Annotated in this window: 24 protein-coding genes; 7 read left to right on the top strand and 17 right to left on the bottom strand. The window is 43.8% G+C overall.

The window, feature by feature from the left end; genetic code table 11:
- Positions 1-10 precede the first annotated feature (10 nt).
- Positions 11-619 (bottom strand): hypothetical protein, encoded by a 609-nt coding sequence (locus AB4484_RS11645; RefSeq protein ID WP_061038468.1) that lies wholly within the window; start codon positions 617-619, stop codon positions 11-13.
- A gap of 48 nt (positions 620-667) precedes the next feature.
- Positions 668-1,498 carry an SURF1 family protein gene (locus tag AB4484_RS11640; RefSeq protein ID WP_372078234.1) on the bottom strand — a complete coding sequence of 277 codons (831 nt, stop codon included), beginning with the start codon at positions 1,496-1,498 and terminating at the stop codon, positions 668-670.
- Between AB4484_RS11640 and AB4484_RS11635 the strand changes: the two genes are divergently transcribed.
- The gene (locus tag AB4484_RS11635) at positions 1,497-1,727 is read left to right on the top strand and encodes a DUF2909 family protein (RefSeq protein ID WP_061038470.1); all 231 of its coding nucleotides are present in this window, start codon (positions 1,497-1,499) and stop codon (positions 1,725-1,727) included. The two genes, AB4484_RS11640 and AB4484_RS11635, sit on opposite strands and share 2 nt — an antisense overlap.
- Positions 1,728-1,746: 19 nt before the next feature.
- Here the strand turns inward: AB4484_RS11635 and AB4484_RS11630 are convergent, their stop codons facing one another.
- From AB4484_RS11630 to coxB, 4 genes are read right to left on the bottom strand one after another with little or no spacing between them, the layout of a single operon-like run.
- Positions 1,747-2,631: a cytochrome c oxidase subunit 3 gene (locus tag AB4484_RS11630; protein ID WP_009845661.1), complete on the bottom strand. Its 885-nt coding sequence runs from the start codon at positions 2,629-2,631 to the stop codon at positions 1,747-1,749.
- Positions 2,632-2,669: 38 nt separating this feature from the next.
- A complete protein-coding gene (locus AB4484_RS11625; RefSeq protein ID WP_048612911.1) occupies positions 2,670-3,299 on the bottom strand; it encodes a cytochrome c oxidase assembly protein in 630 nt (209 codons plus the stop codon).
- A gap of 11 nt (positions 3,300-3,310) precedes the next feature.
- A complete protein-coding gene (gene ctaD / locus AB4484_RS11620; RefSeq protein ID WP_372078212.1) occupies positions 3,311-4,972 on the bottom strand; it encodes a cytochrome c oxidase subunit I in 1,662 nt (553 codons plus the stop codon).
- On the bottom strand, positions 4,969-6,171 hold the full coding sequence (gene coxB / locus AB4484_RS11615) for a cytochrome c oxidase subunit II (protein ID WP_372078210.1): 1,203 nt from the start codon (positions 6,169-6,171) through the stop codon (positions 4,969-4,971). The genes ctaD and coxB overlap by 4 nt, the downstream gene beginning before the upstream one ends.
- Positions 6,172-6,623: 452 nt before the next feature.
- Between coxB and AB4484_RS11610 the strand changes: the two genes are divergently transcribed.
- A complete protein-coding gene (locus tag AB4484_RS11610) occupies positions 6,624-8,330 on the top strand; it encodes a phospho-sugar mutase (protein ID WP_372078208.1) in 1,707 nt (568 codons plus the stop codon).
- Between the two features lie 106 nt (positions 8,331-8,436).
- Here AB4484_RS11610 and AB4484_RS11605 read toward each other — a convergent pair whose 3' ends face one another.
- The 4 genes from AB4484_RS11605 to yegD all read right to left on the bottom strand — a co-directional run bounded on the left by AB4484_RS11605 (position 8,437) and on the right by yegD (position 13,163).
- Complete coding sequence (locus tag AB4484_RS11605; protein WP_004730073.1) at positions 8,437-9,069, bottom strand: LysE family translocator; 633 nt, start codon at positions 9,067-9,069, stop codon at positions 8,437-8,439.
- A 150-nt stretch (positions 9,070-9,219) separates the two neighbouring features.
- Positions 9,220-9,852, bottom strand: a complete 633-nt coding sequence (locus tag AB4484_RS11600) for a fumarylacetoacetate hydrolase family protein (protein WP_048659076.1) — start codon at positions 9,850-9,852, stop codon at positions 9,220-9,222.
- Between the two features lie 345 nt (positions 9,853-10,197).
- On the bottom strand, positions 10,198-11,319 hold the full coding sequence (locus tag AB4484_RS11595; protein WP_372078205.1) for a porin: 1,122 nt from the start codon (positions 11,317-11,319) through the stop codon (positions 10,198-10,200).
- 491 nt (positions 11,320-11,810) lie between these two features.
- A complete protein-coding gene (gene yegD / locus AB4484_RS11590) occupies positions 11,811-13,163 on the bottom strand; it encodes a molecular chaperone (protein WP_372078203.1) in 1,353 nt (450 codons plus the stop codon).
- A gap of 159 nt (positions 13,164-13,322) precedes the next feature.
- On the opposite strand from yegD, the gene AB4484_RS11585 reads away from it, so the two are divergent.
- Complete coding sequence (locus tag AB4484_RS11585) at positions 13,323-13,631, top strand: DUF1289 domain-containing protein (RefSeq protein WP_372078202.1); 309 nt, start codon at positions 13,323-13,325, stop codon at positions 13,629-13,631.
- Between the two features lie 133 nt (positions 13,632-13,764).
- Here the strand turns inward: AB4484_RS11585 and AB4484_RS11580 are convergent, their stop codons facing one another.
- On the bottom strand, positions 13,765-14,115 hold the full coding sequence (locus AB4484_RS11580) for a HopJ type III effector protein (protein ID WP_050644050.1): 351 nt from the start codon (positions 14,113-14,115) through the stop codon (positions 13,765-13,767).
- A 193-nt stretch (positions 14,116-14,308) separates the two neighbouring features.
- Here AB4484_RS11580 and AB4484_RS11575 point away from each other — a divergent pair, with 193 nt between their 5' ends.
- Positions 14,309-14,968, top strand: coding sequence for a PilZ domain-containing protein (locus AB4484_RS11575; RefSeq protein WP_372078200.1), 660 nt, complete (start codon positions 14,309-14,311; stop codon positions 14,966-14,968).
- A gap of 59 nt (positions 14,969-15,027) precedes the next feature.
- Here AB4484_RS11575 and luxQ read toward each other — a convergent pair whose 3' ends face one another.
- The 5 genes from luxQ to AB4484_RS11550 form a co-directional block, all read right to left on the bottom strand.
- Positions 15,028-17,601: a quorum-sensing autoinducer 2 sensor kinase/phosphatase LuxQ gene (gene luxQ / locus AB4484_RS11570; RefSeq protein ID WP_372078198.1), complete on the bottom strand. Its 2,574-nt coding sequence runs from the start codon at positions 17,599-17,601 to the stop codon at positions 15,028-15,030.
- Complete coding sequence (locus AB4484_RS11565) at positions 17,601-18,695, bottom strand: autoinducer 2-binding periplasmic protein LuxP (protein WP_048608893.1); 1,095 nt, start codon at positions 18,693-18,695, stop codon at positions 17,601-17,603. Before AB4484_RS11565 ends, luxQ begins: the two co-directional genes overlap by 1 nt.
- Positions 18,696-19,004: 309 nt before the next feature.
- Positions 19,005-19,319 (bottom strand): GIY-YIG nuclease family protein, encoded by a 315-nt coding sequence (locus AB4484_RS11560; RefSeq protein WP_048608895.1) that lies wholly within the window; start codon positions 19,317-19,319, stop codon positions 19,005-19,007.
- Positions 19,320-19,976 (bottom strand): YceH family protein, encoded by a 657-nt coding sequence (locus tag AB4484_RS11555; protein WP_017061769.1) that lies wholly within the window; start codon positions 19,974-19,976, stop codon positions 19,320-19,322.
- Between the two features lie 56 nt (positions 19,977-20,032).
- The gene (locus AB4484_RS11550) at positions 20,033-20,233 is read right to left on the bottom strand and encodes a hypothetical protein (protein ID WP_017068647.1); all 201 of its coding nucleotides are present in this window, start codon (positions 20,231-20,233) and stop codon (positions 20,033-20,035) included.
- Positions 20,234-20,428: 195 nt separating this feature from the next.
- Here AB4484_RS11550 and AB4484_RS11545 point away from each other — a divergent pair, with 195 nt between their 5' ends.
- From AB4484_RS11545 to AB4484_RS11535, 3 genes are all read left to right on the top strand, one after another.
- On the top strand, positions 20,429-20,743 hold the full coding sequence (locus tag AB4484_RS11545; protein WP_004742367.1) for a DUF496 family protein: 315 nt from the start codon (positions 20,429-20,431) through the stop codon (positions 20,741-20,743).
- Between the two features lie 205 nt (positions 20,744-20,948).
- On the top strand, positions 20,949-21,575 hold the full coding sequence (locus AB4484_RS11540) for a D-Ala-D-Ala carboxypeptidase family metallohydrolase (RefSeq protein ID WP_372078195.1): 627 nt from the start codon (positions 20,949-20,951) through the stop codon (positions 21,573-21,575).
- Positions 21,576-21,741: 166 nt separating this feature from the next.
- On the top strand, positions 21,742-21,978 hold the full coding sequence (locus AB4484_RS11535) for a hypothetical protein (RefSeq protein ID WP_048608901.1): 237 nt from the start codon (positions 21,742-21,744) through the stop codon (positions 21,976-21,978).
- Positions 21,979-22,010: 32 nt separating this feature from the next.
- Here the strand turns inward: AB4484_RS11535 and AB4484_RS11530 are convergent, their stop codons facing one another.
- On the bottom strand, positions 22,011-24,575 hold the full coding sequence (locus tag AB4484_RS11530) for an ATP-binding protein (RefSeq protein WP_372078232.1): 2,565 nt from the start codon (positions 24,573-24,575) through the stop codon (positions 22,011-22,013).
- Positions 24,576-25,098 lie beyond the last annotated feature (523 nt).

The following is a 25,098-nucleotide window of genomic DNA, read 5'->3' as shown; positions in this document are numbered from 1 at the left end:
GCGCCATCAACTACCCAACTCGTGACAGCTTGAGTAGCTTTCTTAGATCATGAATCATGCCTTTGGATTGCCCGACTAACTGCGACGGTTCCGAAACGCTTTTGTACTCCATAACCAGCTGACCTAGCGGGTCAATAATGACAATGGAAGCCGGCGCAAACTCGGTGCTTAACTGATCGCCACCAGCTAACAAAGACAAATCCGGCTTATCAAGCGAGCCCGTTAACGAGTTACCTTCCGATACAAAAACTACGGCGGTCACGCGCTCTTTGTTTTTACCTAACGCCAAGTAGCTTTGATTCAAATAATGGAGCTGTTGTTCACACAAGCTTTCGCACTCCATCGGTGCGATATAACCCACAACCCAACCCTCTCCTGCCATGGGTACCGTTACGCCGAAATCCGCTAGTGTGGTTCTTGGTTCGACCAATTCGCCGGAGTTAGTGACACCTGAGGTGTACCAATTCTGGTCCAACACGGTTTTGGCAATAATCGCAGGCAAAGCAAAAATCAAAACTAATCCGATTAATACCAGACGCCCCTTAGTTCTTCGGTTTTTAAGCTCGGCCATGTTTGCATCGGTACTTTCCCTGTTCATTTGTGCTTGAGATTTATCCATCTTTCTTCCTTGTTGTAGGCGCTGCCTTTCAATCGCTATTTCAAGTGCCTACTTCTTATTGATGTGGCTATTTTTCTTAAAATATTGGAACCCAATCAACAACATCAAAAACAGAAGTACAGCAGCCATTACAAACCATTGAAACGAGTAACCAAAGTGCTTCTCAGATTTCATCGCCGTCGGTCGCCATAACAACTCATAAGGCCAGGAATCTAAGCTCTGAGGTTGGAAGACAAAAGGCAGCACTTCTTGCCCTGTGTACTTTGATAACGCTGCTATGTTTAGGTTTTGGATTCTATTCGGTGTCGTATTTTCTAAACCCAACTCATGACTTAAAGGATTAACCGAGCGTGTATACATGCGCCCTGACATTTTGGTTGGTACAGTGATGCTTCCTAATTGCGGTAGTTCTCTTCTGTCATTACTTGCCGGAACAAACCCAAGATCGATCAACAACTGTTTTTCAGCCACTAAGGACTGGTTTTCATCTTCAAGACGAACCTTACCCAACATGTAAATCACATACCCTACCGTTCCTTGGTTTATCTGGTTGTCTAACAAGAGTAACAAACCACTCGTATTGACTAATTCAACATCAGCCTTTAGCCCGTTTAGGGTTTGAGGATTTAATGACTCTTGAGAAGATAAACCCAGCTCTCGCAACTCAGAAATAACGACACCTAAAGGTTGTGACGATAGCTGTGCTCTCTCAGCTAATTGCTGTTCATAACGTAATTTCTCGTTACCACGATCGAGTTGCCATAAACCTAACTTGATTAAAGCGCCGACTGAAACCACAGTTAAAACAACCGCTATCCAAAAACCTTTACTGCGGAACTTGTGTTCATCATCAATCAATCGGTTTGGAGTTGTCACTATGGCGTCATCTACCTATGTACTGTTATTTAAAGTCGTATTGGTCGCTTTGCTGTTTTTTATCGCTTTCAATTTGATGAAAGGTCTAATCCAAATCGCCTCTGGTAAACACAATGGAAAAAGGCTCAGTCACTTCTTGGGTCGTCGTGTGATGTGGTCAGCCGTTGTCGTGCTACTTTTATTACTTGCTTTGGGAGCAGGAGTGATAACTCCTAACCCTCGCCCCTATTAATCCCCTGTAGGCTCCACCTTTAAAGCACATAGACAAATACAAACAGGCCCAACCAAACCACATCAACAAAGTGCCAATACCAACTGCCCGCTTGGAACGCAAAGTGGTCTTTCGGAGTGAAGTGGTCTTTCGCAACCCTTGCCAACAACACGATCAAAAAGATCGTTCCTAAACAGACATGTAAACCATGAAACCCAGTCAGCAAGAAGAAGGTATTGCCGTAGATGCCAGACTGAAGTGTCAGCCCCATCTCTTGATAAGCATGAAGATACTCTTCAACTTGGAAGAACAAGAAGAAGCCAGCCAGAACAATGGTTATCTCCAACCAGACGATCAAAGCCATACGCTTATTTTGCTCAAGACTGATATGTGCCATGTGCAGCGTCACAGAGGAAAGCAGCAGAATAATGGTGTTCTTAAGCGGGATACCTTGCCAAGGCATGGCTTGTGTCGTCACACCATCAGGGGTAGTCGTTAGTGGCCATATTGATTGGAACATCGGCCACAATACTTCATGGGTCATTTCATTATTACCCGCACCACCAATCCAAGGCACAGAAATCATGCGTGCATAGAAAAGCGCGCCAAAGAAAGCGCCGAAGAACATGATTTCGGAGAAAATAAACCAGCTCATTCCTTGTCTAAAAGAACGAGATATCTGCTCAGAATAGAGACCACTCAATGATTCTGTGATCACATTGCTAAACCAACCTGCAAGCATGTAAAGCAGCACAGCAAACCCGACTAACAACACCGCTTTGCCAAATACTCCACCTGCGGCGTCGGTTCCCATGTTTTGCACCGTCAAGCCAGCGCCAACCGCGACCAAAAACAGTGCTACAGCACCCACTAATGGCCAGTGACTTTGATGTGGAACGAAATAAACTTCCTTTTTAGAACTCATCGCTCAACTCCTTATGTTGATACTGGTTCTGTAAATCCCTAGTTACTTGCGAGTACGTTAGGCTCAGATTTATTGGCCGCTGCACCCACCTCATTCGTGATATTGAATAACGTGTAAGAGAGCGTAAGCGTATGTATCGATTCTGGAATATCTGGCTCAATGTAAAATATCAATCCCATTTCGGCACTCTTGTGCCCGTCCAATGGCTGTTGATTAAAGCAAAAGCATTCCATCTTATTGAAATAAGTTGCCCCCATACCTGGAGAAACCGATGGTACGGCTTGGCCAACCAATGAAGATCCAGAAAGGTTTTTGGCAATGTAGTTAGTTTGCACCACCTCACCAGGATGAACCTCTAACACTCGAACCTCAGGCGAAAACTGCCATGGCATATCTGGCTTGATGTGGGACATGAATTCAACTCGGACCGTACGAGAATAGTCAGGCTGCATTCCCTGAGGTTGAACTGCGGAAACGGTATTGGTTTTACCATTGATCCCTAAGGCCTCACACATCACATCGTAGAGCGGCACCAAAGCGAAACCGAAGCCAAACATCGCAACCACGCTCAACACCAAGTAGCCCGTCAGCTTTTTGGTCGATCGCTTATTAGACAGGCGCTTTGGTTGTTTTTTATCTTGATTAGGATCGCTTTGCTTATCACTCATGGTTCTGTCCTCTAATCCACTTTAGGTGGATGAGTAAAGGTGTGGTGAGGCGCAGGGCTTGGTACTGTCCATTCAAGACCTTCAGCTCTATCCCAAGGCTTGCTTGGTGCAGGCTCTCCCCCTCTTACGCACTTAATCGCTAGCCATAAGAAAATCAGCTGAGACAATCCAAAGGCAAAGCCACCAATCGACACGACTTGGTTAACATCAGCAAACTGAATGGCGTAATCTGGAATACGACGCGGCATACCCGCTAACCCTAAAAAGTGCATAGGAAAGAACAGTACATTGACTGAAATCACCGACGTCCAGAAATGCCACAGGCTGAGCTTGTGGTCGTACATATGTCCGGTCCACTTAGGTAGCCAATAATAGGCGGCAGCCATAATCGAGAACACGGCACCTGTTACCAAAACATAATGGAAGTGAGCCACAACAAAATAAGTATCGTGATATTGGAAATCAGCTGGCACGATAGCGAGCATCAATCCAGATAACCCACCAATCGTAAACAGAACAATAAAGGCAATCGCAAACAGCATTGGGGTTTCAAAGGTCAAAGCCCCCCGCCACATGGTCGCCACCCAGTTGAAGACTTTCACACCGGTCGGCACCGCTATCAACATGGTGCAATACATGAAAAACAGTTCAGCAAATACTGGCATACCCGTGGTGAACATGTGGTGTGCCCAAACCAAGAATGACAACAGTGCGATACTACAGGTCGCATAAACCATCGAGTGATAACCAAACAGGCGCTTACCACTGAATGCAGGGATGATGGCTGAGACAATACCAAAAGACGGCAAGATCATGATGTACACTTCGGGATGCCCAAAGAACCAGAATATGTGCTGGAACATCACCGGGTCCCCACCACCGGCGGCATCAAAGAAGCTGGTCCCAAAGTATTTGTCAGTCAGTACCATGGTCACCGCACCCGCGAGCACGGGCATCACGGCTATCAGCAAGAAAGCGGTAATTAACCATGTCCATACGAACATCGGTAGCTTGAACCAAGTCATACCCGGCGCGCGCATGTTCACTATGGTTACGATCACGTTAATCGCCCCCATGATCGAACTGATCCCCATAATATGGACTGAGAATACGAATAGCGCGGTACTGTCTGGGCCATAAGTTGTCGAGAGTGGCGCGTAGAAGGTCCAACCAAAGCTCGGGCCGCCTCCTTCTGTAAACAAAGATCCGATTAAGATTAGAAACGCAAAAGGCAAGATCCAGAAACTGAGGTTGTTCATTCTCGGCAACGCCATATCTGGAGCACCGATCATCATCGGAATCATCCAGTTAGCCAAACCCGTAAATGCAGGCATCACGGCACCGAATACCATGATTAAACCATGGACAGTAGTCATCTGATTGAAGAAATCTGGCTCAACAAGTTGTAAACCCGGTTGGAACAGCTCAGCACGGATCACCATCGCCATTGCTCCGCCCGTTAAGAACATTGCAAAGCTGAACCACAAATAAAGTGTACCAATGTCTTTATGATTGGTTGAATACAGCCAACGAGCCCAGCCTTTAGGTGTCGCATGTGAGTCGTGATCATCAACAGGCAAATCATTATTGCCCAAGGTGCCTTCCGCAGAATGGCTCAGTACTTGATCTTCTGCTGGAGCCGATTTCACCGGCTTATTGATTGGTGAACTCATAACTGATCCTTAGCATCATTTTGTGCATCATCCGTTGAGCTTTCAGAGCCGCCTTCTTGCTTCGCCTTATAAGCGTTGATATCTGAGGCCTGAACAATATCGCCGGTATCATTACCCCAAGCATTTCGTTGATAAGTTACTACCGCTGCGATCTCTTTCTCAGTTAACTGATTATCGAACGCTTGCATCGCCGTACCGCCACGACCATAAACAATGGTGTCGATGTGAACATCCACATCACCAAGGGCAATAGGACTTCCTTTGATGGCAGGGAATGCTCCGGAAATGCCCTCACCGTTTGCTTGGTGACAAACCGCACATCGAGTTTTGTAAACCTCTTCACCGATGGTATTCAACTCCGCCAAGGAAAGTGACGCACCTAATGCTTCTTTCGCGGCTTGTTGTTCAGCTATCGCTAACTCTTTCTGCTCTGCTAGCCATGTGTCAAACTCGGCTTCTTCCATGGCATGTACCACTATCGGCATGAAACCATGAGCGCGGCCACACAACTCTGCACACTGCCCGCGGTAGACACCGGGCTCATCTATCTTTGTCCAAGCCTCATTGATAAAACCTGGAATGGTATCTTTCTTAACGGCGAATGCTGGCACCCACCATGAGTGAATCACATCGTCAGAAGTCATCAAGAAACGGACTTTACGATCAACAGGCAGTACAAGTGGCTTATCAACTTCTAGCAAGTAATGCGCGCCTTTCACTTCAATGCCTTCAATCTCTTTATCACTGGTCGCTAAAAGGCTGAAAAATTCGACGTCTTCACCAAAATAGCTGTAATGCCATTTCCATTGTGATCCAGTGATTTTAACGGTCAGATCTGATTGGGAGGTATCTTCCATCGCTATCAAAGTTTTGGTGGCGGGTATCGCCATAGCGATGAGGATGATAATAGGGATGATGGTCCAAAGAATTTCGACTTTCGTGCTTTCGTGAAAATGTGCAGCAACTGCGCCCTTCGATTTCCTGTGCCTCAAAATCGAATAAAACATCACACCAAAAACAACAAAGGCAATTGCACAGCAGATGTAGAAGATCAGCATATGAAGTTCATACACCTTACCACTGATCTCAGTGACGCCTTGAGTCATGTTGTAATCACTGCTTGCGTACACTAAAGGCGATACTAAAAGCACAACAAAACTCTTCAAAAGCCACGCTAGCCTAACCAGTAATCTTTTCAAAAGATCTCTCCTTATCCTTCCAAATTGGATACTTGCGACCTAAATGTCGTTGCGAGCTGGACAACATTCATTGTTATTCCGGCTACACATGAAAAGGCTGAATCTCAATCTACAACTCACATGGAACTAGCCTGTGATCAGGCTACTGACCTCATATAACCTAAGAACTAATACGGTTCAAAAGCGTTGGAGGTTTCCATAAAAGATTCAAAACGGCGAATTTGTTAAATTTTGTTATATTTATGTAAAAGGCTAGTTAGTGATATCCAATTGTTCAAGGTAAGTTTACTTACTAAACAGTCAATTATTTGAAGTGGCTTAATCTACGTGCCCTCTTGCCGTTGGAATTTATTTTATATCGAGTTTTACGATTGCTTTCATGGAAATGATAATCAATATCACTTAAATTAAATCAACAGTAAGTCATACAGACATTAAAAGGTTTAGTGATTATGCAAGATGCAATGAATTGGTTAGCGAGAGACCCAGACCCAAGAACTCGTGAAGAACTTCAACACCTCATCGATGAGGGAATGCACAACGAACTTGAAGACCGTTTTACCCAACGATTAGAGTTCGGAACGGCAGGACTTAGAGGTAAAGTTGGATGCGGGCCAAATCGAATGAATCGTTTAGTCATACAGGAAACCGCAACCGGGCTCGGCCACTACTTAATCGAACATGTCGCTAATGCGACCATTCGCGGTGTGGTCGTCGGTTATGACGGCCGTTTAGATTCCAAGCAGTTCGCGATTGATACCGCTTCCGTGCTCACGGCTTTAGGTATTAAGGTTTATCTAACCTCGAATGTCGCAGCGACCCCTATCGTTGCCTTTGGTATTGAGCACTTCAACGCCGCAGCTGCCGTTGTGGTGACGGCCAGCCACAACCCGCCGGAATACAATGGTTTTAAAGTGTACTGGGAGAATGGCGCTCAAATCATTCCTCCTCACGATGCAGGCATTGCCGCTGAAATCGATATCGCATCAACTAAGCCGCTCCCTTTAATGAGCTTAAGTGATGCTGAAACACAAGGTAAGTTGGTTTGGTTGACTGAAGGCTATTATCAAACGTACCGCGCTGCGATCAATCAGAGCCCATACGTGAGTAAAGAGATCGAATCGGCGAACACCACCATCACCTATACCGCAATGCATGGTGTCGGCGCACAAATGGCTGAGGATCTACTTCACGATTCTGGTTTCCATAAGGTTTTCAGCGTTGCAGAACAAAGAGAGCCCGATGGTAACTTCCCGACCGTCAACTTCCCGAATCCGGAAGAAAAAGGTGCGATGGATCTGGTGGTTAACTTAGCAAAAAGTGTCGATGCCGACATTGCTTGTGCCAACGATCCAGATGCAGACCGATTTGCTGTTGCAGTGAGAACAGATGACGCCTCATACAAAATGCTAACAGGTGACCAAGTCGGCGTGCTATTCGCTCATTATCTACTCTCAAAGCCGCATACCAAAAACCAATTAGTTGGTAACAGTATCGTATCTTCAACATTGCTTGAAAAAGTAGCTCAATCCCACGGGGCGACTTATTTCCAAACGCTGACAGGCTTTAAATGGTTAGCGAATATTGGCATGCAATTAGAAGATGAGCAGAACGAGTTCTTGTTCGCCTATGAAGAAGCGTTAGGCTACACAATTGGTACTCAGGTACGAGACAAAGATGGGCTGTCTGCTATCGTCGTGTTTGCTCAATTGGTTGAGGAGTTAAAATCTCAAGGCCGAACCGTTTGGGATCTTCTCGCTCAGATTTCATTTGAACATGGGGTTCACACCAACGCTCAACGAAGTATTGCCCTTAACCCAGACTCACCATCGATTGGTTCTAAGCTCCGCTCAGCACAGCCTAAAGCAATCAACGGTGTCGCTATCTCTGTGATTGAAGACCTGCAGTCGTCTTTACGCTTCGTCATTGGGGGCAATACTGAAGCCATCAACCTGCCCGCGAGTGACGTACTCATTTATCATCTAAAGGACGGCTCACGCATCATCGTAAGACCTTCAGGCACAGAGCCAAAAGTGAAGGTCTATTATGAAACGGTGACAAAGTTTGAAGGGACAGAAACCTATGAAGACACTCGCCTGCGCGGTGAGCAGTACATGGAGAAACTGATTGAGCAGCACCAACAAGAGTTGAATTCATAGCGATTTAGCGCGTTCAACATGTAACGGTTAAATATAAAAATGGACGCTCGAAGCGTCCATTTTTGTCTCAGCGGCTAACCACGAGAAGATGTCTGATTTGAGTCGTCTACGAAGTAAAGAAAGAAGACAACATCCAGATAGCTAACACGATGAAAACTCCGCCCATGACTTTCTGTTGATAGGTACGAAACTTCGCGTTTTCTACGAGAGATTTACCAATCGTACCCACTAACGCCACCAGCAAAAAGTTAAACGTTAAGCCGAGAACATTCAGTAATAAACCCAGAACGAGCATCTGCTCACCAGAAGTCGCTTCAATATTCGTCGACACGAACTGAGGCAGAAACATCACAAAGAAAACCAACGCTTTAGGATTAAGCAGGTTACTGATTAGCGCTCTTTGATAGTAGGCTTTTGCTGCAAAGTTATCGCTTAACTCAGGCGCGTTACCCTGTTCTGTTCGAAGGCAATCCCACCCCATTTTCAATAAGTAGGTTCCGCCTAAGAGGTGAAGGGCTTTTAGAGCGACGGGGCTCATTGCGATCAATGCTGAAACACCCATCGCTGCCAATACTGTCAGGATGATTCCGGAAGTTGCGTTACCTAAACTTGCGAACACACCTACCTTGCGGCCATAGCTCATACTTGAGCTCGCGATAAGTAACATATCAGGGCCAGGTAAAAGAAGAAGTGCAACAACGGCTGTCAGGTAAACAGGTAAGATGGCTAAGTCGATCATGGGTTTCAGTATTGATAAAAACGGAGGCGGATTTTATATCAATTACCAACACCCTTCCAGATGCAATTAGTTGTAAGGTGGTAAATTGTACGAATTAAAAACTAACTTTAACCATTCAAACCAATTTATTAACTAAACATAGAGTATTAATTAACTCGCTACCCACTCAATCTCAATCAATGTCGTTTCACCACACTTTAGACGGCCAAGGAAGATATCACCTCGATGGACCTCACCAACACCTTTAGGTGTGCCTGTCATTACAACATCACCATCGAGCAAAGTCGTGTAAGAAGATAACTCTTCGAGAATAGTTTGTGGAGAGTAAAGCATCTGCTCTACGTGTCCTTTTTGGACGCGAACACAGTTAATAAATAGCTCTAGATTTAAGTCAGAGAGATCTAAGTTATCAATGGGTACAAAACGGCTCAAGACAGCGGAACCATCAAACGCCTTGGCGCGCTCCCAAGGTAGGCCTTTCGCTTTTAAGCTACTTTGTAATTCACGTTTGGTGAGATCTAGTCCTAAACCCACAGCGGAGTACTGGCTATTTTCAACGATAAAACAGATTTCTGCTTCGTAGTGCAGCGCTTCTTGATGAAAAGAAGATAGAGATGACGTAACACTGGTGCTCGGTTTATTGAAAACCACCATAGAGTCTGGGATTGCGTTATTGAGTTCTTCGATGTGATCGACATAGTTACGCCCAACACACAGCACCTTGGTGGGGGTTGCTGTTCGTTTCGAATTCATCAACTGTTCCTGATCGACAACACTGCTCATAGTTTATCCCTGAACTATTTTTTTGGAGTGAAGAGTTTAACGCATCATAAAATGAGAGTCTTCGACAAGATGGTTACCAATATCTAAATTCTGATCTTTAGCTCAATTAAATGATTTAAATACTTTTATCCGAAGATCGCGACATGTAATACTAATGACAAGAGCCATAGCTACGTAGACAAAATGAATAGCAAGGGAACATGAAGGAAAAGCTAAAACAGGTGCGTATAGAACGAAAGAAGCCCTCTCAAACCAAAAGGCTTGAGAGGGCTTAGCATGGTGTCTAGGACAGTATCCGAAAAGGTAAACTTAAGGAGTAAACACTATGCTAAATAAGTCTGCGACTTATAGGTAGTAACGACCACCGATAGTCCACTTATCATCAGTATTACGACCGTTGTCGTCGTTTAGGTCGAACTGGTAACCAGCGTAACCAACAAACTTAGGAGTGAAGTTGTACTCAGTTTGAAGAGCTAGCTCTTCACGAGCTGTGTCTTTTGACTCGCCTGTAGCTACACGACCTTCAACCATCTCGTAGTTGATGATGAAGTTTAGGCTGTTGTCTAGTGCGTATGCAGCCAATAGCTCGTATGCATCACTTTCAGCTAGAAGGCCAGTTAGCGTCGCATCTACACCGTTAAATGCACCAGTACTTGAAGTAGAGTTCATGTACTCGTTAGAAGCGTAAACACCCGCAAGGTAAAGACCTGTGCCGTATGAACCATATGCTGCAGAGAATACGTGAGATGATGCTGTTTCAGTGTCGCCAGAAATCTTGATGTCACCAGTGTTGTAACCGTAACCAAGTTTAGCACCCATGATCTCGTAACCAAGTGTAACTTGTGTGCGGTCTTTAACTTCAGTGTTGATACCAATTGTTTGAGACGCATCAGTCAAACCAGAATCATCGCTAATAGTTGCAGTGTAGATGTCAGATGCAGTTTGAGTACCCTGCCAACCTAGACCGATAGTAACTTTACCAGCTTCACCTAGTTCAAAACCGTTGCGGTAAGAAACCATTTTGTCTGCACGACCAGTACCAAGAGCACCGTGGTTGTCGTAAATAAAGTCATTCGCGAATGCGATTGGCATATCCGCAACACCCGCTACGTCGTAGTAAGGAGCCCATTGAGTACCCACTACTGCGCGACCAAAGTTATCGTGAGTAAGACCGACGTAACCTAGACGAGTTGTAAACGTCTCTTCACCACCTTCAAGGTAGTTAAGTGCCCATTCGCCTTTAGCGTCAGCAGTAAAGCCGTTACTCAGTTCTTGAGTAGCGTTAAAGTTGATACGTGGTGAGTTAGCACCTACATCTGTATCGCCGTTCTCAGAACCATTTAGGTTTACTGAAACGTGGCCGCCAACAGAGAATGTTGTGCCGTCTTCGTTGTAAAGTTCTACTGCAACTGCCTGTGTACCAAATACTGCACCAGAAATTGCTAGCGCTAAAAGTTTCTTATTCATTGTCATATCCATTATGTAACTGGGTGAGTTATTCACTAACAACCTCGTGCTTACGGAGAAGTTGTTACCTGCATTTAACAAGCAGCCCAACCCTAATATACGAATGGCAGGAAAGTTGCATTAAAATATATAAAATAAAAAAAATCGACCTATAAAAAATAAAAATACCTTTAAAACAAAATGATAGATGAGAATCCACTGACGAACCCTTTCATCTTTTTAGACAAATGCTTTGATTATTTTTGATTTTTTAGTCACTAATAAAGCATTAAAAATCGAACCGACGGTTCACTCATCAGACCATTGAGGTACACACCCTTACCATTGAAATACTTTGTAACATGCAGAACTCAACTGAAATATTTAGCTTTGTGAAACAAATCCTAATTTGAGCTAGGAAAAATCGCTCAATAGAAAGTTCATTAGAGAAAAAACAAAAAAAGGGCAACCAATCAGCGACTGGTTGCCCTTCATAACTCACCAATGGACTCTTATTTAAAGCAAACCTCGGCCCAACGAGCTAACCCTGCAGTTACTGAACCGAAGTAATTACCACTCACAATCGGTACGTTCGGCACAGCTTGTTGTACGGCTTCACGAAGTATCGGTGAACGAGCTGAACCACCCGTCATGTAGATTACGTCTGGCTTTTTCTGGCCTTGTTGAATCGCCTCTTTAACCAACTCAACCATCTTAGACTTTGGTGTTTCAATCGCTTCAACCATCTGTTCGACTGAGATATCTACCTCGACCAGTTCAGAGGCAACATTAATCGCAGCACGATATTGAGAGGATTCTGCCAGCGCAATCTTGGCTTCTTCCGCTCTGCGCACAATACCGTAGCCCAAGGTGTCGTGATAAACCTTCATCAAACGTTCTAGCTTTTGAGGCTCTGACGCTTCTTTACGAAGTAATTTCAATGCTGCTAAGTTTTCTCTCGAATAGAAATTCTTTTGAGCTTCAACATTATTAATCGCAATTGGGTTCCAGAATTGAGTCAGTGGCATATCGATACCCGAAATGCCTTTGCTGCCCATACCAAAAGGTGACATCAGTTGTTTGAATGCAAGATAGATATCGAGGTCATTACCCCCTACCCTTTGTCCACTGTGTGCCAACAAGCTCTGGGTACGATCCGCTTTACCAGACCAACTTGGTCCCATTTCTAATAATGAGCAATCGGTGGTACCACCGCCAATATCGACAACCAATACTGTTTGGTTTTCAGTTAATGTACTTTCGTAATCAAGACCTGCGGCTACGGGCTCAAATTGAAAAGCGATATCAAGGAAACCTGCACGCCTAGCTGCGCGAGTGAGGATGTCTTCAGCTTGTCTGTTCGCCTCTTCACCACCTCGACCGTGGAAGTTAATTGGTCGGCCGATAACAGCTTGCTTGATCTGCTCTTGAGTCGTGAGTTCGGCTTGATGCTTGATATTTGCCATCATGGCACACACTAAATCTTCGAAGAAACTCACCTGAACATCATGCAGTCCACTCGCGCCAAGGAAAGACTTAGGAGACTTAACGTAATAAACATCGCGAGGATCTTCTAAATATAAGTCCAATGCAGCCTGACCAAATGCCATGTCTTCTGGCACTAAGTCGATACTCTCTTCTCTGTTCAGAGCGATCGCACGTCGTAATACTTGCTCACCGATCGCATCACTCGGCTTGATATTCAAGTGACGGAAGAGGTGTTCAGAAACACTCTCACGGGTAGGCGCAAACACGGTTGAGGGAATATAGTGGTTGTTACCTTCGAGCGGTAACAGGCTTGGCTCTCCATTAACCATCGCCGCGACAGAACAGTTCGCTGTTCCATAATCAAATCCAATAAACATAATATCCCCCACTCAACAAAAGGGGCGAGATGCTACATGAAAAGCCTAAAAATTACGAGGTCATTTCTAAATTTAACTGAGTAATTTCTTAGCCTAACGGCTCTTCAAGAGTAAACAAATATGCTACATTTCAGCCCAAATGAATCACAGGTTAAATAAATGAAAACACCTTGCCGAGCGGCTTGTAAAAATAATGGCGGAATGTGTAGTGGCTGCTTTCGAACAATGGATGAGATTATAGGCTGGAAAGGCTTATCTGAAAACGAACGAACGTCAGTCATGGATAACCTTAGTGGCGAGAGTTCGACTCACCAGTGTCCACAGTGTAATGAGCAAGCTCAATGCGATATCAGTGCGGGTAAAGATACGTGCTGGTGTTTTGAGCTAGAAAAACGAGATACTAGCGATATTCCAAAAGCTGGGGTTTGCATGTGTCGTAAGTGCTTGTCTGCCTTGCCTGTTCAGTAGTTTAGAACCTATTCAGCTCGTTACTAGTTATCAAGTTACAAGCTGGTTCAACATAGACAAAAAAGCGAGAGGTTGTTTTCTCGCTTCAAAATACTGAGATTAAGTTTCGACCTGATCGCTACCTGGTTAGTGTCTACTTCGCTTTTGCAACCAGCGCAGGCTGAGAAAACTGGATACCATTCCAGCCATGAACCATAAAGTTACGAATATTTTGATGGTCGCTGTTATCAGGAAAACCTAACACGTCGTTACGATAAAATTGACCAAAACAAGCAAGTGTTTGCTCCGCTGATAAACCTTGCTCTAAACCAAAAGCAAAAATCTTACACGAACCATTATTCTGCCCTGCAGCGTTCACTACCTCACCATTGCGAAACTCGCTCTCAGAAAAATCATAGTGGGCTTCGATCACTTGCATTGTATCTTCAAATTGCACGGCTTCTGGGGTTTCAGCCAAAGTATTCAATAACGTTTCCAGTTCCATTTACTATTTCTCCATTAAGTATATATCTGTCAGCAGTGTATCTTGTTTTACGACAAGAGTAAGCCGTTGTTTACTTGAGACAGCGATTCATTTTTTGTTGTACGCCGCTAATTACTTCAATGAAACTAATGACATAGTTTTATCAGGACGTTATATTATTTTATCAAACGATTAACATTGTTCAGTAACGAATATGCATAAAGATAAAAAATTAGAACTGTTCAGATACCTAAAGCCAGGTACAAAAACAGCAGGTGTATTAGAATTTGGCCCAGACGACTCAATCCAGATCAGTACGCTTTATATCGGACACAAAGAAGATCAGTACCTTATCCTAGAGCTTACGCAAAAAGCGACAGAAGCACTGACACTGAGAAAGCTCACAAACGTTGATATTATTGTTCGTGCGATTACCGACACCGAACTTGGGCACATTGTCGCGTTCAAAACCAATGTACTGGCTCATATCACCTCACCAGCACATCTAATCTTCCTTCGCCCCCCCTCAAACTTTGCAACCAAGCCTATTCGTGAACACGAAAGGTATAAAGTACGTCTCAGCTGTGAAGTCACCTTTGATACCTTGTCGCTGGATGCCACACTGATCGATTTTTCAGCTTCAGGCTGCGGCATCTATCTTACCCAGCAATCAGATATTGATGTCGGCTGGAAGATTAAAGTTAATTCTGACTTAAATGAGTTCTTAGATGACGATCTGGTCTACAAAGTGGTGAGTAAGAAAAGACAAAGACAAGGCTGGTTGTTAGGTGTCCAATTCCCTGAACACCTAGATATGAGTGATGAGTTGAAAACGCTACTGTTGGAACAAGCCTTTGTCGCTGGCTCGATATAAAGGCAGCAAATTAGTTACTTATCTTCAATAGAGTCCATTTAAGAGCACTAAGTTAAAGCCTAGTGCTCTGTGTCATTCCAGTATGAGTTTTTGAAATGAACAAATGCTTGATGTAGCGACTCTTCTTTAATCGGTTTTACAATCACGTAATTCGCCCCTGCGGCCATAAAACTATCTCTTGTTGACTCTTGAGCATCAGCGGTACACGCATAAATTGGGGCTGACACACCAATCTCACCTCTTAGTTGCTGAGTGGTTTCAACACCACCGAGATTAGGAAGTTGGTTATCCATCAAGATTAAGTCATAGGTTATCGTCTTAGCCATCTCAATCGCTTCTAAGCCATCTTTTGCCCAAGTGACGACCATGCCATATTTCTTACAGAAAGCCTGAGCAATAAAGGCGTTGGTGTGATTGTCTTCCACCAGCAACACATTCAAAGGTCGACTAAACAACGCCTCTGGCTCAACCTCAGCTTGTTTCTTAGCATCGACTAATAGCGGCTTGGCGTGTACGACCACTGGAATTTCTATCGTGAACTCTGAGCCTTGACCTATCACACTGCGGACTTGAATGTCCCCCTCCAGCATATCGACCAGATTTTTTACAATCGTAAGTCCTAAACCAGTACCGCCATATTCACGAGTGGTGGTCTCTTCAGCTTGAACAAAGGGTTCAAAAACAGCATCAATCTTGCTTTCATCAATACCAATACCGGAATCTTTCACTCGAACGATTAAGCTGGCGTGATCAGAGTTAAAGATACTCTCGAGCTCAAAGCTGACGGAGATACCGCCTTGATGAGTGAACTTAAGGGCGTTGCTCAACAGATTAAACATGATCTGGTTGAGGCGCACTTGGTCGGTGTTGATTTCGATGTCATCAACCAAGTGGTTCACAATAGTAAATTCGACGGATTTATCTTCACACAACGGGCGATAGATGCTGTCTAAGGTATTAACTAACTCCCCCAAGCGGAAGTCTTTCTTTTGAATATTAAACTGCCCTTGCTCAATCTTTGAGAAGTCCAAGATATCATTAAGTACCGCCAGTAAATGTTCCGCACTATTACACAGTACATCCACTTGCTCGCGGTTATCTTCATTGCGCATAGAGCGCTTGAGCAGCTGAGACACACCGAGAATACCGTTGAGCGGCGTGCGAATCTCGTGACTCATCTTAGCTAGGAAGTCTGCACGTACATTCGCAAGATGCTCGGCTTCTTCTCTTGCTCGATCAGCCTGCCTTTCCGCCTCGATAAGCTTAGTAATATCTTGCCCTTGTACTACAACACCTGTGATGCCGTGTTCCACGCGAATAGCAGACATGTTCCAACGAAACACCTTTTCACCAATGGGTACGTTAATACCCGTCAGTTTAGAGCCTTGAACCACCATTTGAATATTAGGCAGCATACGATGCTCAAACTCTTGAGCGATTGGGCCATAATTGTCATCAGCATCGAACAGCGCCATACGAGCGGCGGGGTTCATCTGAATCAAGTCGCCTTTCTCAGACCAAACCAAAATAGGTGAATGAGCAAAGTTAAAGAGGTCTTGGAACTTTTGATTCTGTTCCGATAAACGCTCAAAGGTGTCTTCAAGGGTACAACCAATATGGTGGAATTCGAAAATGTTAGAGCCATCAAACTTGTTGTACTCTTCGCCATCGCTTGCGGAGCGAGTGAAATCCATCAGCTTATCTAGCTCAGCAGCAACCCTTCTTTGAATCCAAGTTCGCGCAAAGAAAGACATCAATATAATCACCACAATCACCACGATGATCGCGCGTTGATAATTCTCTTCTAACGCAATGAAGTTATTGTTCTTTTGAACGGCTCGAATGATTAAAGGGGTTTCAACCGCGTTGATCTTAATGGTTGCGATGGTGACGAAATGACGAGGCAACTGTTCGTACATTTGATAATTGAGGATGTCAGTAATGGTGTAGCTTTCATCACCACTGAATGTCGATGTCACCGGTGTACCGTGCGCTTCAATAACGATATTTTCGCAGTTACTGCCTTGTTGGATTGACTCAGCCAAAGAGAAGTTATTATCAAGCACAATGGCGATATAGAGCTGTCCAAGCACTTCCCCGGTGGCGTTATCAACGATAGGGGTACGGCGAGCCAACAAGTGACGCTTACCTATATCTGTCCTCAGTTTAATAAAATGCCAATTACTGCTGAATGAAACCTCATCAGAAATATGCTTTAAGTTGGACTCATCTAAACCATAGAATTGACTGTTGCCATCTTCCCAAGCCAAACCATCGTGGGTAGAGACAAAGCGTAAATCTGGCGCATGATCAGGTTCACGTTGGTCAACACCAAAGAAAAAGTAGCTCAGAATCTCGTCATTACCGGTATCAAAATACTCTCTGAGAGTTTCACTGTGTGAGCTACTGTCTTGATGGATTTGCAGCACCGACAAACGATAATCAAACATGTTTTGGATCAGGCTAGAGGTTTGCTGAACCGTTCGATTCGTCTCTTGCTGTACGATGTTACTGCTCGTTTCATAATTATGAATAAGCACGCCAAGTGCCATCACGCCTATCACCAAAATAACGATACGCGTAATGAGTCTAGCTAAAGTGTTTCTAGGTGTACTGGCGTAGCTTTTCTTCATTATTGACCTGAGTACCTAAATGCTCGCTGTTTAAGTTCTGAAATACGTTCTGGGGAATCTTCCTTGGTCACAATTTCAAATTCACCAGAGTAAACGGTAGGCACTTCCAAACCGGCTAGATCCCACTTAATCGCCTCTGCCATCGCAATGCCCGTATCGTCGTTCATACGCATGACAGTGACATCTAGGTCGCCCCTTGCAATGGCTTCAAGTTCAGCAGAACCGCCTCCCCAACCATTCACTAAGATGTCTTGGCCCGATTCACGAATCGCTTCCATTGCACCGAGAGCGACATCCGTTGAGCATGCATAGATAAAGTCTAGATCCTTATCGTTCTCTATGCTGATTTTAGCCGCTTGGTAGCCACTGTCTTTGTTTGATTTAGTGTAAAACGAAGACTTAAGGGTAAAGTTGGTATCCGTATTCACTTCATGGATAAAAGTATCTCCACGCGCATCACTAATATAGCCTTGTGAGTAATACAAAACAGAATACTTACTGTCTGGTGGACTTACTTGTTTAAAATAGTCCGCCAGTTTTAAGCTGCCTGTCGCATGGTCAAAACCCACATACATAAATGGCTGTCTATCTGCCCAAGCTCGCACTGGCGTCGTGATATTTTGAAGAATCAGTTTGGTGTCCGTAGAGGTCAACACGTGTTCAATAAACTTGCGGTGGCGCGTGGTATCTAGCGTGAAAATCAAATAATCCGTCTTGTTTTCAATCGCTTCTTGCAACGAAATACTCTGCTGCGCGAGATCGGCATTAATACGGGTAAATACTTGATTTATTTGGTAGCGGATCTTCAGCCTATCGAGACGTTTCTCAAAAGCTTGAATATTACGAACCCAGTAATCCGAGATCTGTTGACCCGGATACACCACGGAAATCGTAATCGGCTCGTCTTGGATTCTTCTCAGTGGCACAGGGTGATTTTGTACAGCCTCGACCATTTTATCGGTCAATGCTCTTTGTTCTGGAAAAGTGGAAAGATAATCTTGGTATTCCCAGTACCCATTGAGGACATGAGTACCATGGGAGAGAGCGGACGCAGAAAATACGGCAAGTCCAAACAACATCAGTAAACGTTTCATATTTTTCTCGTTTTATATGAGCTACTTTGGCTCATTTTTTTAACCTAGCATGACACCATCTCTTTGTATGGCTAATGGATATTATGTAGGACAACGATGATAAATGATAGCGTCTAACACTAATTAGAACGACATTCTAAATGAGCAATATGTTAATTTGGAATGGAGATTATGAACAACGAGTTCAATCATGATTTCAGCCCATTCACGGTAAGAGTAATTACCATTTAAATTCATAAGCTTAGCTTAATTTATTATAGGCCCTTACATTATTAAGATTTAATCAATAACAAACATTTTGGCTATGAATTATGAGACTTCGATATATTGAATTTTGTCTTTTTTCCACTCAATAATCAATTTGAGTGATACCAATTTTTCTTTGCGGGATTTGGGCAATTGCTTGATCGCGTATTCGGTTTTCAATGCTTCACTTTTTGAGCCAACATCAAAACTCCAAACCAACTTAAGCGGGCCTTTACCTTTTAAAGCTTTGGCGCCTTTACCGGTTTGATGTTGTTCAAATCGACGTTCTAGATTGTTCGTTACGCCACAATAAAGGGCATTGTGGCGATTGCGGATCAAGTACACGACCCAATCAGCATTTTTATCAGCGTCTGACATTTAAAGCAGTGATTCAACCAGAGCCTTAAGCTCTGCCACTTCTGCTCTTAGGCTTGCAACTTCAGACTCAAGCTCTTCAAACTTTTCACTCGTTGCAGAGGGGGCAGCCGCGCTTACTGATGCCATCGCAAACGCTTCAACATCCACTTCACCGCTCAACAAGTGCTGGTAGCGTGATTCACGTTTACCCGCTTCACGTGGCAGCTTAACCACTAAGGCACCTGCTTCTCTTGCAGCTAGCTTATCTAATGTTGCTTCTACTTCTTTCACATCACTAAAGTTTGCAAGGCGACCCGTTCGAGTACGAAGTTCACCCGGTGTTTGCGCGCCGCGCAGTAACATACAACAGATGATTGCACGCTCTTGCTCTGTAAATTGCAGATCACCGAACTCAGTGTTGCAGAAACGATGCTGATACTTATTAACACGGCTATTGAAGCTGCTCTCATCGCTCACCATGCGACGTCCGATTAAACCATCAACCGCATCTAAAACATCTGACTCAGAAAGAGAGAGAACAGGTTCACGGTTACTCTTTTGATTACATGCCGTGGTTAAACTGTTCAGTGTCAGTGGGTAATGATCGGGAGTAGTGACTTCTTTCTCGATCAAACAACCGATAATTCTCGCTTCAATTGGGGAAAGTACTGTGTTCATCGTTTTTCCTTTTTATTATTTTGATAATTTCATCTCAACACCTAACAATGCAGTAACTAGTGTTCAGACAAAATTGGTACTCGTTTCTTTCTGCCCTGTTCATCAATCATTATGATCTTAGAACGGTTTAGCTCTATTTCCACGACTTCCAAATAAGTACGCTCTTGTACATACGCATCACGAAGCTTGTTTTGTTCTGCTGAAGATTCAGTGACATTGTCGTCCAATTCTTCGTTTTCCAATTGTTGTTGATTCATTTCACATTTCGTATCAATGCAGTATCTACATGGGATACTAACTTGAACGGTAAGATAAAAACAATCACACATCAGCGAGAGTGACGAATAATTAAACAACCTTACTTTTGCTTTGATCTAAAGACTGTTACATCATCAATTGATGTGCTTTAATCAGAACCAGACAACGTATTTGACGAATAGGAAAAGGAATCTATGAGCAGCGTATTTGAAATTGTTAACCAAGCACGACGTAAGAACAAACTTAAGCGTGAACTTTTAGACAACGAAAAGAAAGTTCGTGACAACCGCAAGCGTGTCGACCTTCTTGATAACCTACTTGATTACATCAAGCCAGAGATGACTCACGACGAGATCCTAGGCATTATCAAAAATATGAAAGCTGACTACGAAGACCGTGTTGATGACCACATCATCAAGAGCGCCGAGATTTCTAAAGCTCGCCGTGACATCAGCCGTCGCATTCGTGAACTGACAGAAGAAGACAAGCAAATCCAAGGTAAGAAATAATCTCACCTAGTTGATTAACTTGTAATAATGTTAGTAACCCACTCTTTGTAGTGGGTTTTTTTGTACCTAAATTCTAGCGTCTATACTTAAGCGTACCTAAGTAACCGCATGAACTGAACAACTATAGAACACTGAACCATTAGAGAAAACAGAGCAACCGTAGGAAGAAAAATAACTAGGTGAACATCAGCGATGGAGAGACCGTATGTACGCAAGTATTCTGATTACCTTAGCCTTATCAACCGCACAACCCTACCCTGAAGAATTTGAACGACTGTATACCGAAGAGACGGAAATTACTTATGACGATCTCTTGGTCGATGTTCATGGCTACAAAGTCCCGACTCGTTCAGCGTTTAGAGGTTGGATGCTTCTAAATCACGCAGAAGACCAAGTAAGAGAGATCGGCCAGCAACTCAAAGACGCCGGCATTACGCAGAGTATGCCTTTGCATCTCGTTCTGCTGCAAGGGACAGACTGGGCGATGAGCAACACCACCTTGTTTACCCTGCCCGATAACAAAAACGTACCCAACATGATCAAGACGTTGAATTACATACAACAATACATTGAACCTGAAATTGGCGTCGTGATCCCCGTGTCTGGTGAACGCTCTAAGCTCTACAATCAACAAGCTGGCGGCGCACTGCGAAGCAAGCACTTAGAGTTCTGTGCCTTAGACCTGGTGCCTGCAAATGATATTACTCGTGAAGATCTACACGTGAAACTCAAAAAGATTCATTCGGAATTCGGGCAAAAAAATAACGTTGGGCTGGGTTTATATTCTGGTGTTCGATTCCACATCGATACGTGTGGGTTTAGACAATGGTAAAGAAACACGATCGAGTCATAAAGACTTACAATTAGTACGTGTCATTTAGACTCCAAAAATAAGTGGAATTACATAAGATTTTGATTTTAAATTTAAATTAAAACTGGAACGCTAATTGCTATTAATAACAAGTATCATAATTATTAATAGCAATTAGGAATTCAATATGAAGACGATGACTCAACGCTTTCAAACTCTGCTTTCTGTTTCAAACTTCAGTCTAGCTATCACAACCTTGCTTATGCTTCTCAGTATTATCGTTGCTTATCCAATGGCCGATCACTTCTCACTGCCAATTCAAATCGTCGCCCACATCAGCACCATCTTAGTCGCAGCCTTGTTGAAAATCAGCTATGTCGGTCGTTGCCTTGCACAATACAACCTTGGATTGGAAGTTCGTTAAGTAGCGTCGCGCTAGCCTTGATAAGGGAGCCCTTAGACAATATCAAGGCTACTGAAAAGATCGTACAGCTGATGAGATTTATAGGGTTTCGGTAAGTAGGCGTTCATACCGGCTTCAAAACAGTCTTTGATGTCTTCTTCTAGAACACTGGCGGTTAAAGCTATGATGGGTAATGGTGTGACTTGTTGATCGGCTTCCCACTGACGAATCGCACGAGTCGCCGTTATACCGTCCATAACAGGCATCATGCAGTCCATTAAGACCGCATCAAACTGAGCTCCCTGAGTAATGACATCCACCGCTTCTTGGCCATTACTGGCAATCAAATATTCATAACCCGCTTGCTCAAGGAAGAAGCTCGCTATTTTTTGATTCATCAGATTGTCTTCAACGATCAAAATGCGTCGATTCAGAGAGCGAACCTCTTCATCTTTTGCTTCCACTTGAGGAGTTTGCTCTTCGCCGACATCGAGAGATTGTAAGCTAGTTAAGAAACGTCGGCCCAAGAATGGCAAGGTATGAGTCGAGTGGACCGTCTCTGTGATTAGGTTGGTTTTAAATAGGTGATGCTGACACACGATGACGCGAGCAAGAGGATATATCGCCTTCAATGTCACAAGATCTTTCTCCATAGAGTGATGCAAGGTATGACAATAAAGTATGAAGTCGCTTTCTTTTACACTTTCACTAAGGGCTGCAATGGATGACACCACATTGGCTCGAACATTCAAACGCTCACACTCTTTAACAAGCTGATCAAGGTAATTGAAAGAGTTCGATATGATGGTCGCTCGGCTCAGGTTATCGAAAGTTTGAACAGGCGCTTCTACAACATCGACATACAAACAAAACGTGAATGTAGAGCCCTCTCCTTTCACTGAACGCGCGGTAATGTAACCACCCATCAAATCAACAAGCTGTCGACAAATCGCAAGCCCTAGCCCCGTACCACCAAATTGACGGGTAATGCTGCCATCTTCTTGAGTGAAAGGTTCAAATATGGACTCTAGCTTCTCAGGCTCAATCCCAATACCGGTATCAGACACGCTGCATTCAAGTTTACCTCTGCCCATAGACATAGGTGTGTAAGCTATGTCTGTGGTAATTGTGCCCTTGGACGTAAACTTGATGGCATTAGAAAGCAGATTGGTTAGCACCTGTCGCACACGGTACTCATCGAAAAACAGTTGTGCCGGCGTTTGATAGTCGATATTGATGTCGAGCTCAATATCCTTACTGATCGCTTTCGACTGAATCACACTCACGGAGTCATAGACCGCTTCTCGCAAATCAGCATTGTGTGGTGACAACATCAAGTTACCCGACTCGATTTTAGACAGATCGAGGATGTCATTCAGCAGCACCAGCAAAGAGTGAGAGGACGATTCGATATCCCCCAGTACTTCTTGTTGATTTGGGCTCAGTTGGCTTTGAGATAAGATCTCAGCCATGCCAATGATCCCGTTAAGTGGCGTGCGTATTTCATGTGACATATTGGCTAAGAATGCGCTTTTGGCTTTGTTAGCCGAAATCGCGTCTTCTTTTGCTGTTATCAACTCTTTGTTGTGCAGATAGTTGCGCTCCATCACTCGATTTAGGGTTTCAGTGAACTCGGCAAGCTCATCGTTCCCTTGGATATGAATCACCTTTGGCTGGCCGTAGCTATCAGCGCATTCCGACACACCTTTCAAGATAATCGACAGGTTTTTGTTTAAACGCAGAGACGTCGCAACCCCGAGCCACATCAGAACCCCAGAAGCGATGAGGATAAGCAACGTCATGACCAAGGTTTGTCTTTTCTGCAACGCGATATTCTTGGTCAGTTCAAACTGTATTTGATTAGTGTAAGCGCCAATCGCGTTTGAAATAGCGCGTTTTTTGACCTCTAAGCTTTTCAAGTGTTGATATATTTCGGGTGATGAAAAGTCCCCTTTGAGGATTCGAGATGTAAATTTGTCTTGGAATTCATCTTTGGCGACAGCGTTTAGCAACTGTCTAATGTTTGGAGAACGCGTATCCGAACGGAAAAAGGTATCTAATAGCTGTTGCTGCCTCTCTAGAGCACCAACATAGCTCAGCAAGTATTGATTTTTAAACTCTGGGGAGCGATACAAGCTGAAGCTTAACCACGCTTCTCTCTGAGTCCAAAACACGTAATGCGTAAGATTGATGAACATCGCTTCCGCTTGACCAATATTGTCATCGACTAAGGCCATACGATATTCAGACAGCTCCATTAACACGTCTTTTAACAAGTCGAAAGCGCGCTCTGTCAATTGTCTGCTGTCTGTTGTTTCAGTTGTACTAGCAAGGCTCATCAACAGCTTTTTCAATTCAGCTAACTGAGGTTCAATGCTCCAATTGCTGTCGAACTGTTGAAGTCGCATTCCATACTGAGTCAGTCTATCCAGCTCTGATTGCAGTGTTAAAAGCAACTGACCTTTCTCAGGGGAATCATTAGACAGCACCAACCATCGATAAGCATCACTTGAAACCGTATTAAAAGATTGAAGCGCTTCGACCTTAATACGCGTTGTTTCAAGGTGATTCATCTTCTCATCGTTCTTAAGCACTTCATTCACTGTAAACCCAAACATAATGAGTACAGAAACCGTGGAAAGAAAAATAAGACGCCATCTAATTGACATGTTTATCATTTTTATAACTACTCCCTTCCCGAAAGTAATTTACCTAGCCCAAATTAAGAATAGGACATTAACAGGGGGTTATTGATCAAATTGGATATGAACAAACGATACTCTGAGCCCAGAACGAAAAATTAGAGCCACTGGTATCCAGAAAAATGCTTTAAAGCAGAAAGGCGTGCTTTTATTAAGACTGGTTTAAACAAGCGAGGTTTCAGTAAGCAAAATGTAAACAAAAGACGTTTTCTCCAGTTATTATCACCCGCATAACAAGTGAACATCCACATTCTACGGCTCAACTAGACTGTGAATAATGACTCTGCGCGCTAACAAAGCGGATAGTTAGGTTAAAATTGTGACATCCAATCGTTTGCGTGATGCACTTTTCACACTCAAGCTAGGCTTATTCAAAGGTCGAACAACAATACTGGTTGATTCCCTTATTTGTCGTTTACTGTTTACGTGTAACTTGAGT

The organism is Vibrio sp. 10N.261.46.A3 (assembly GCF_041472995.1).
Classification (GTDB): Bacteria; Pseudomonadota; Gammaproteobacteria; order Enterobacterales; family Vibrionaceae; genus Vibrio; species Vibrio coralliirubri.
Note: the sequence above shows the minus strand (reverse complement) of the source record. Positions and strands in the feature narration are given on the sequence as shown.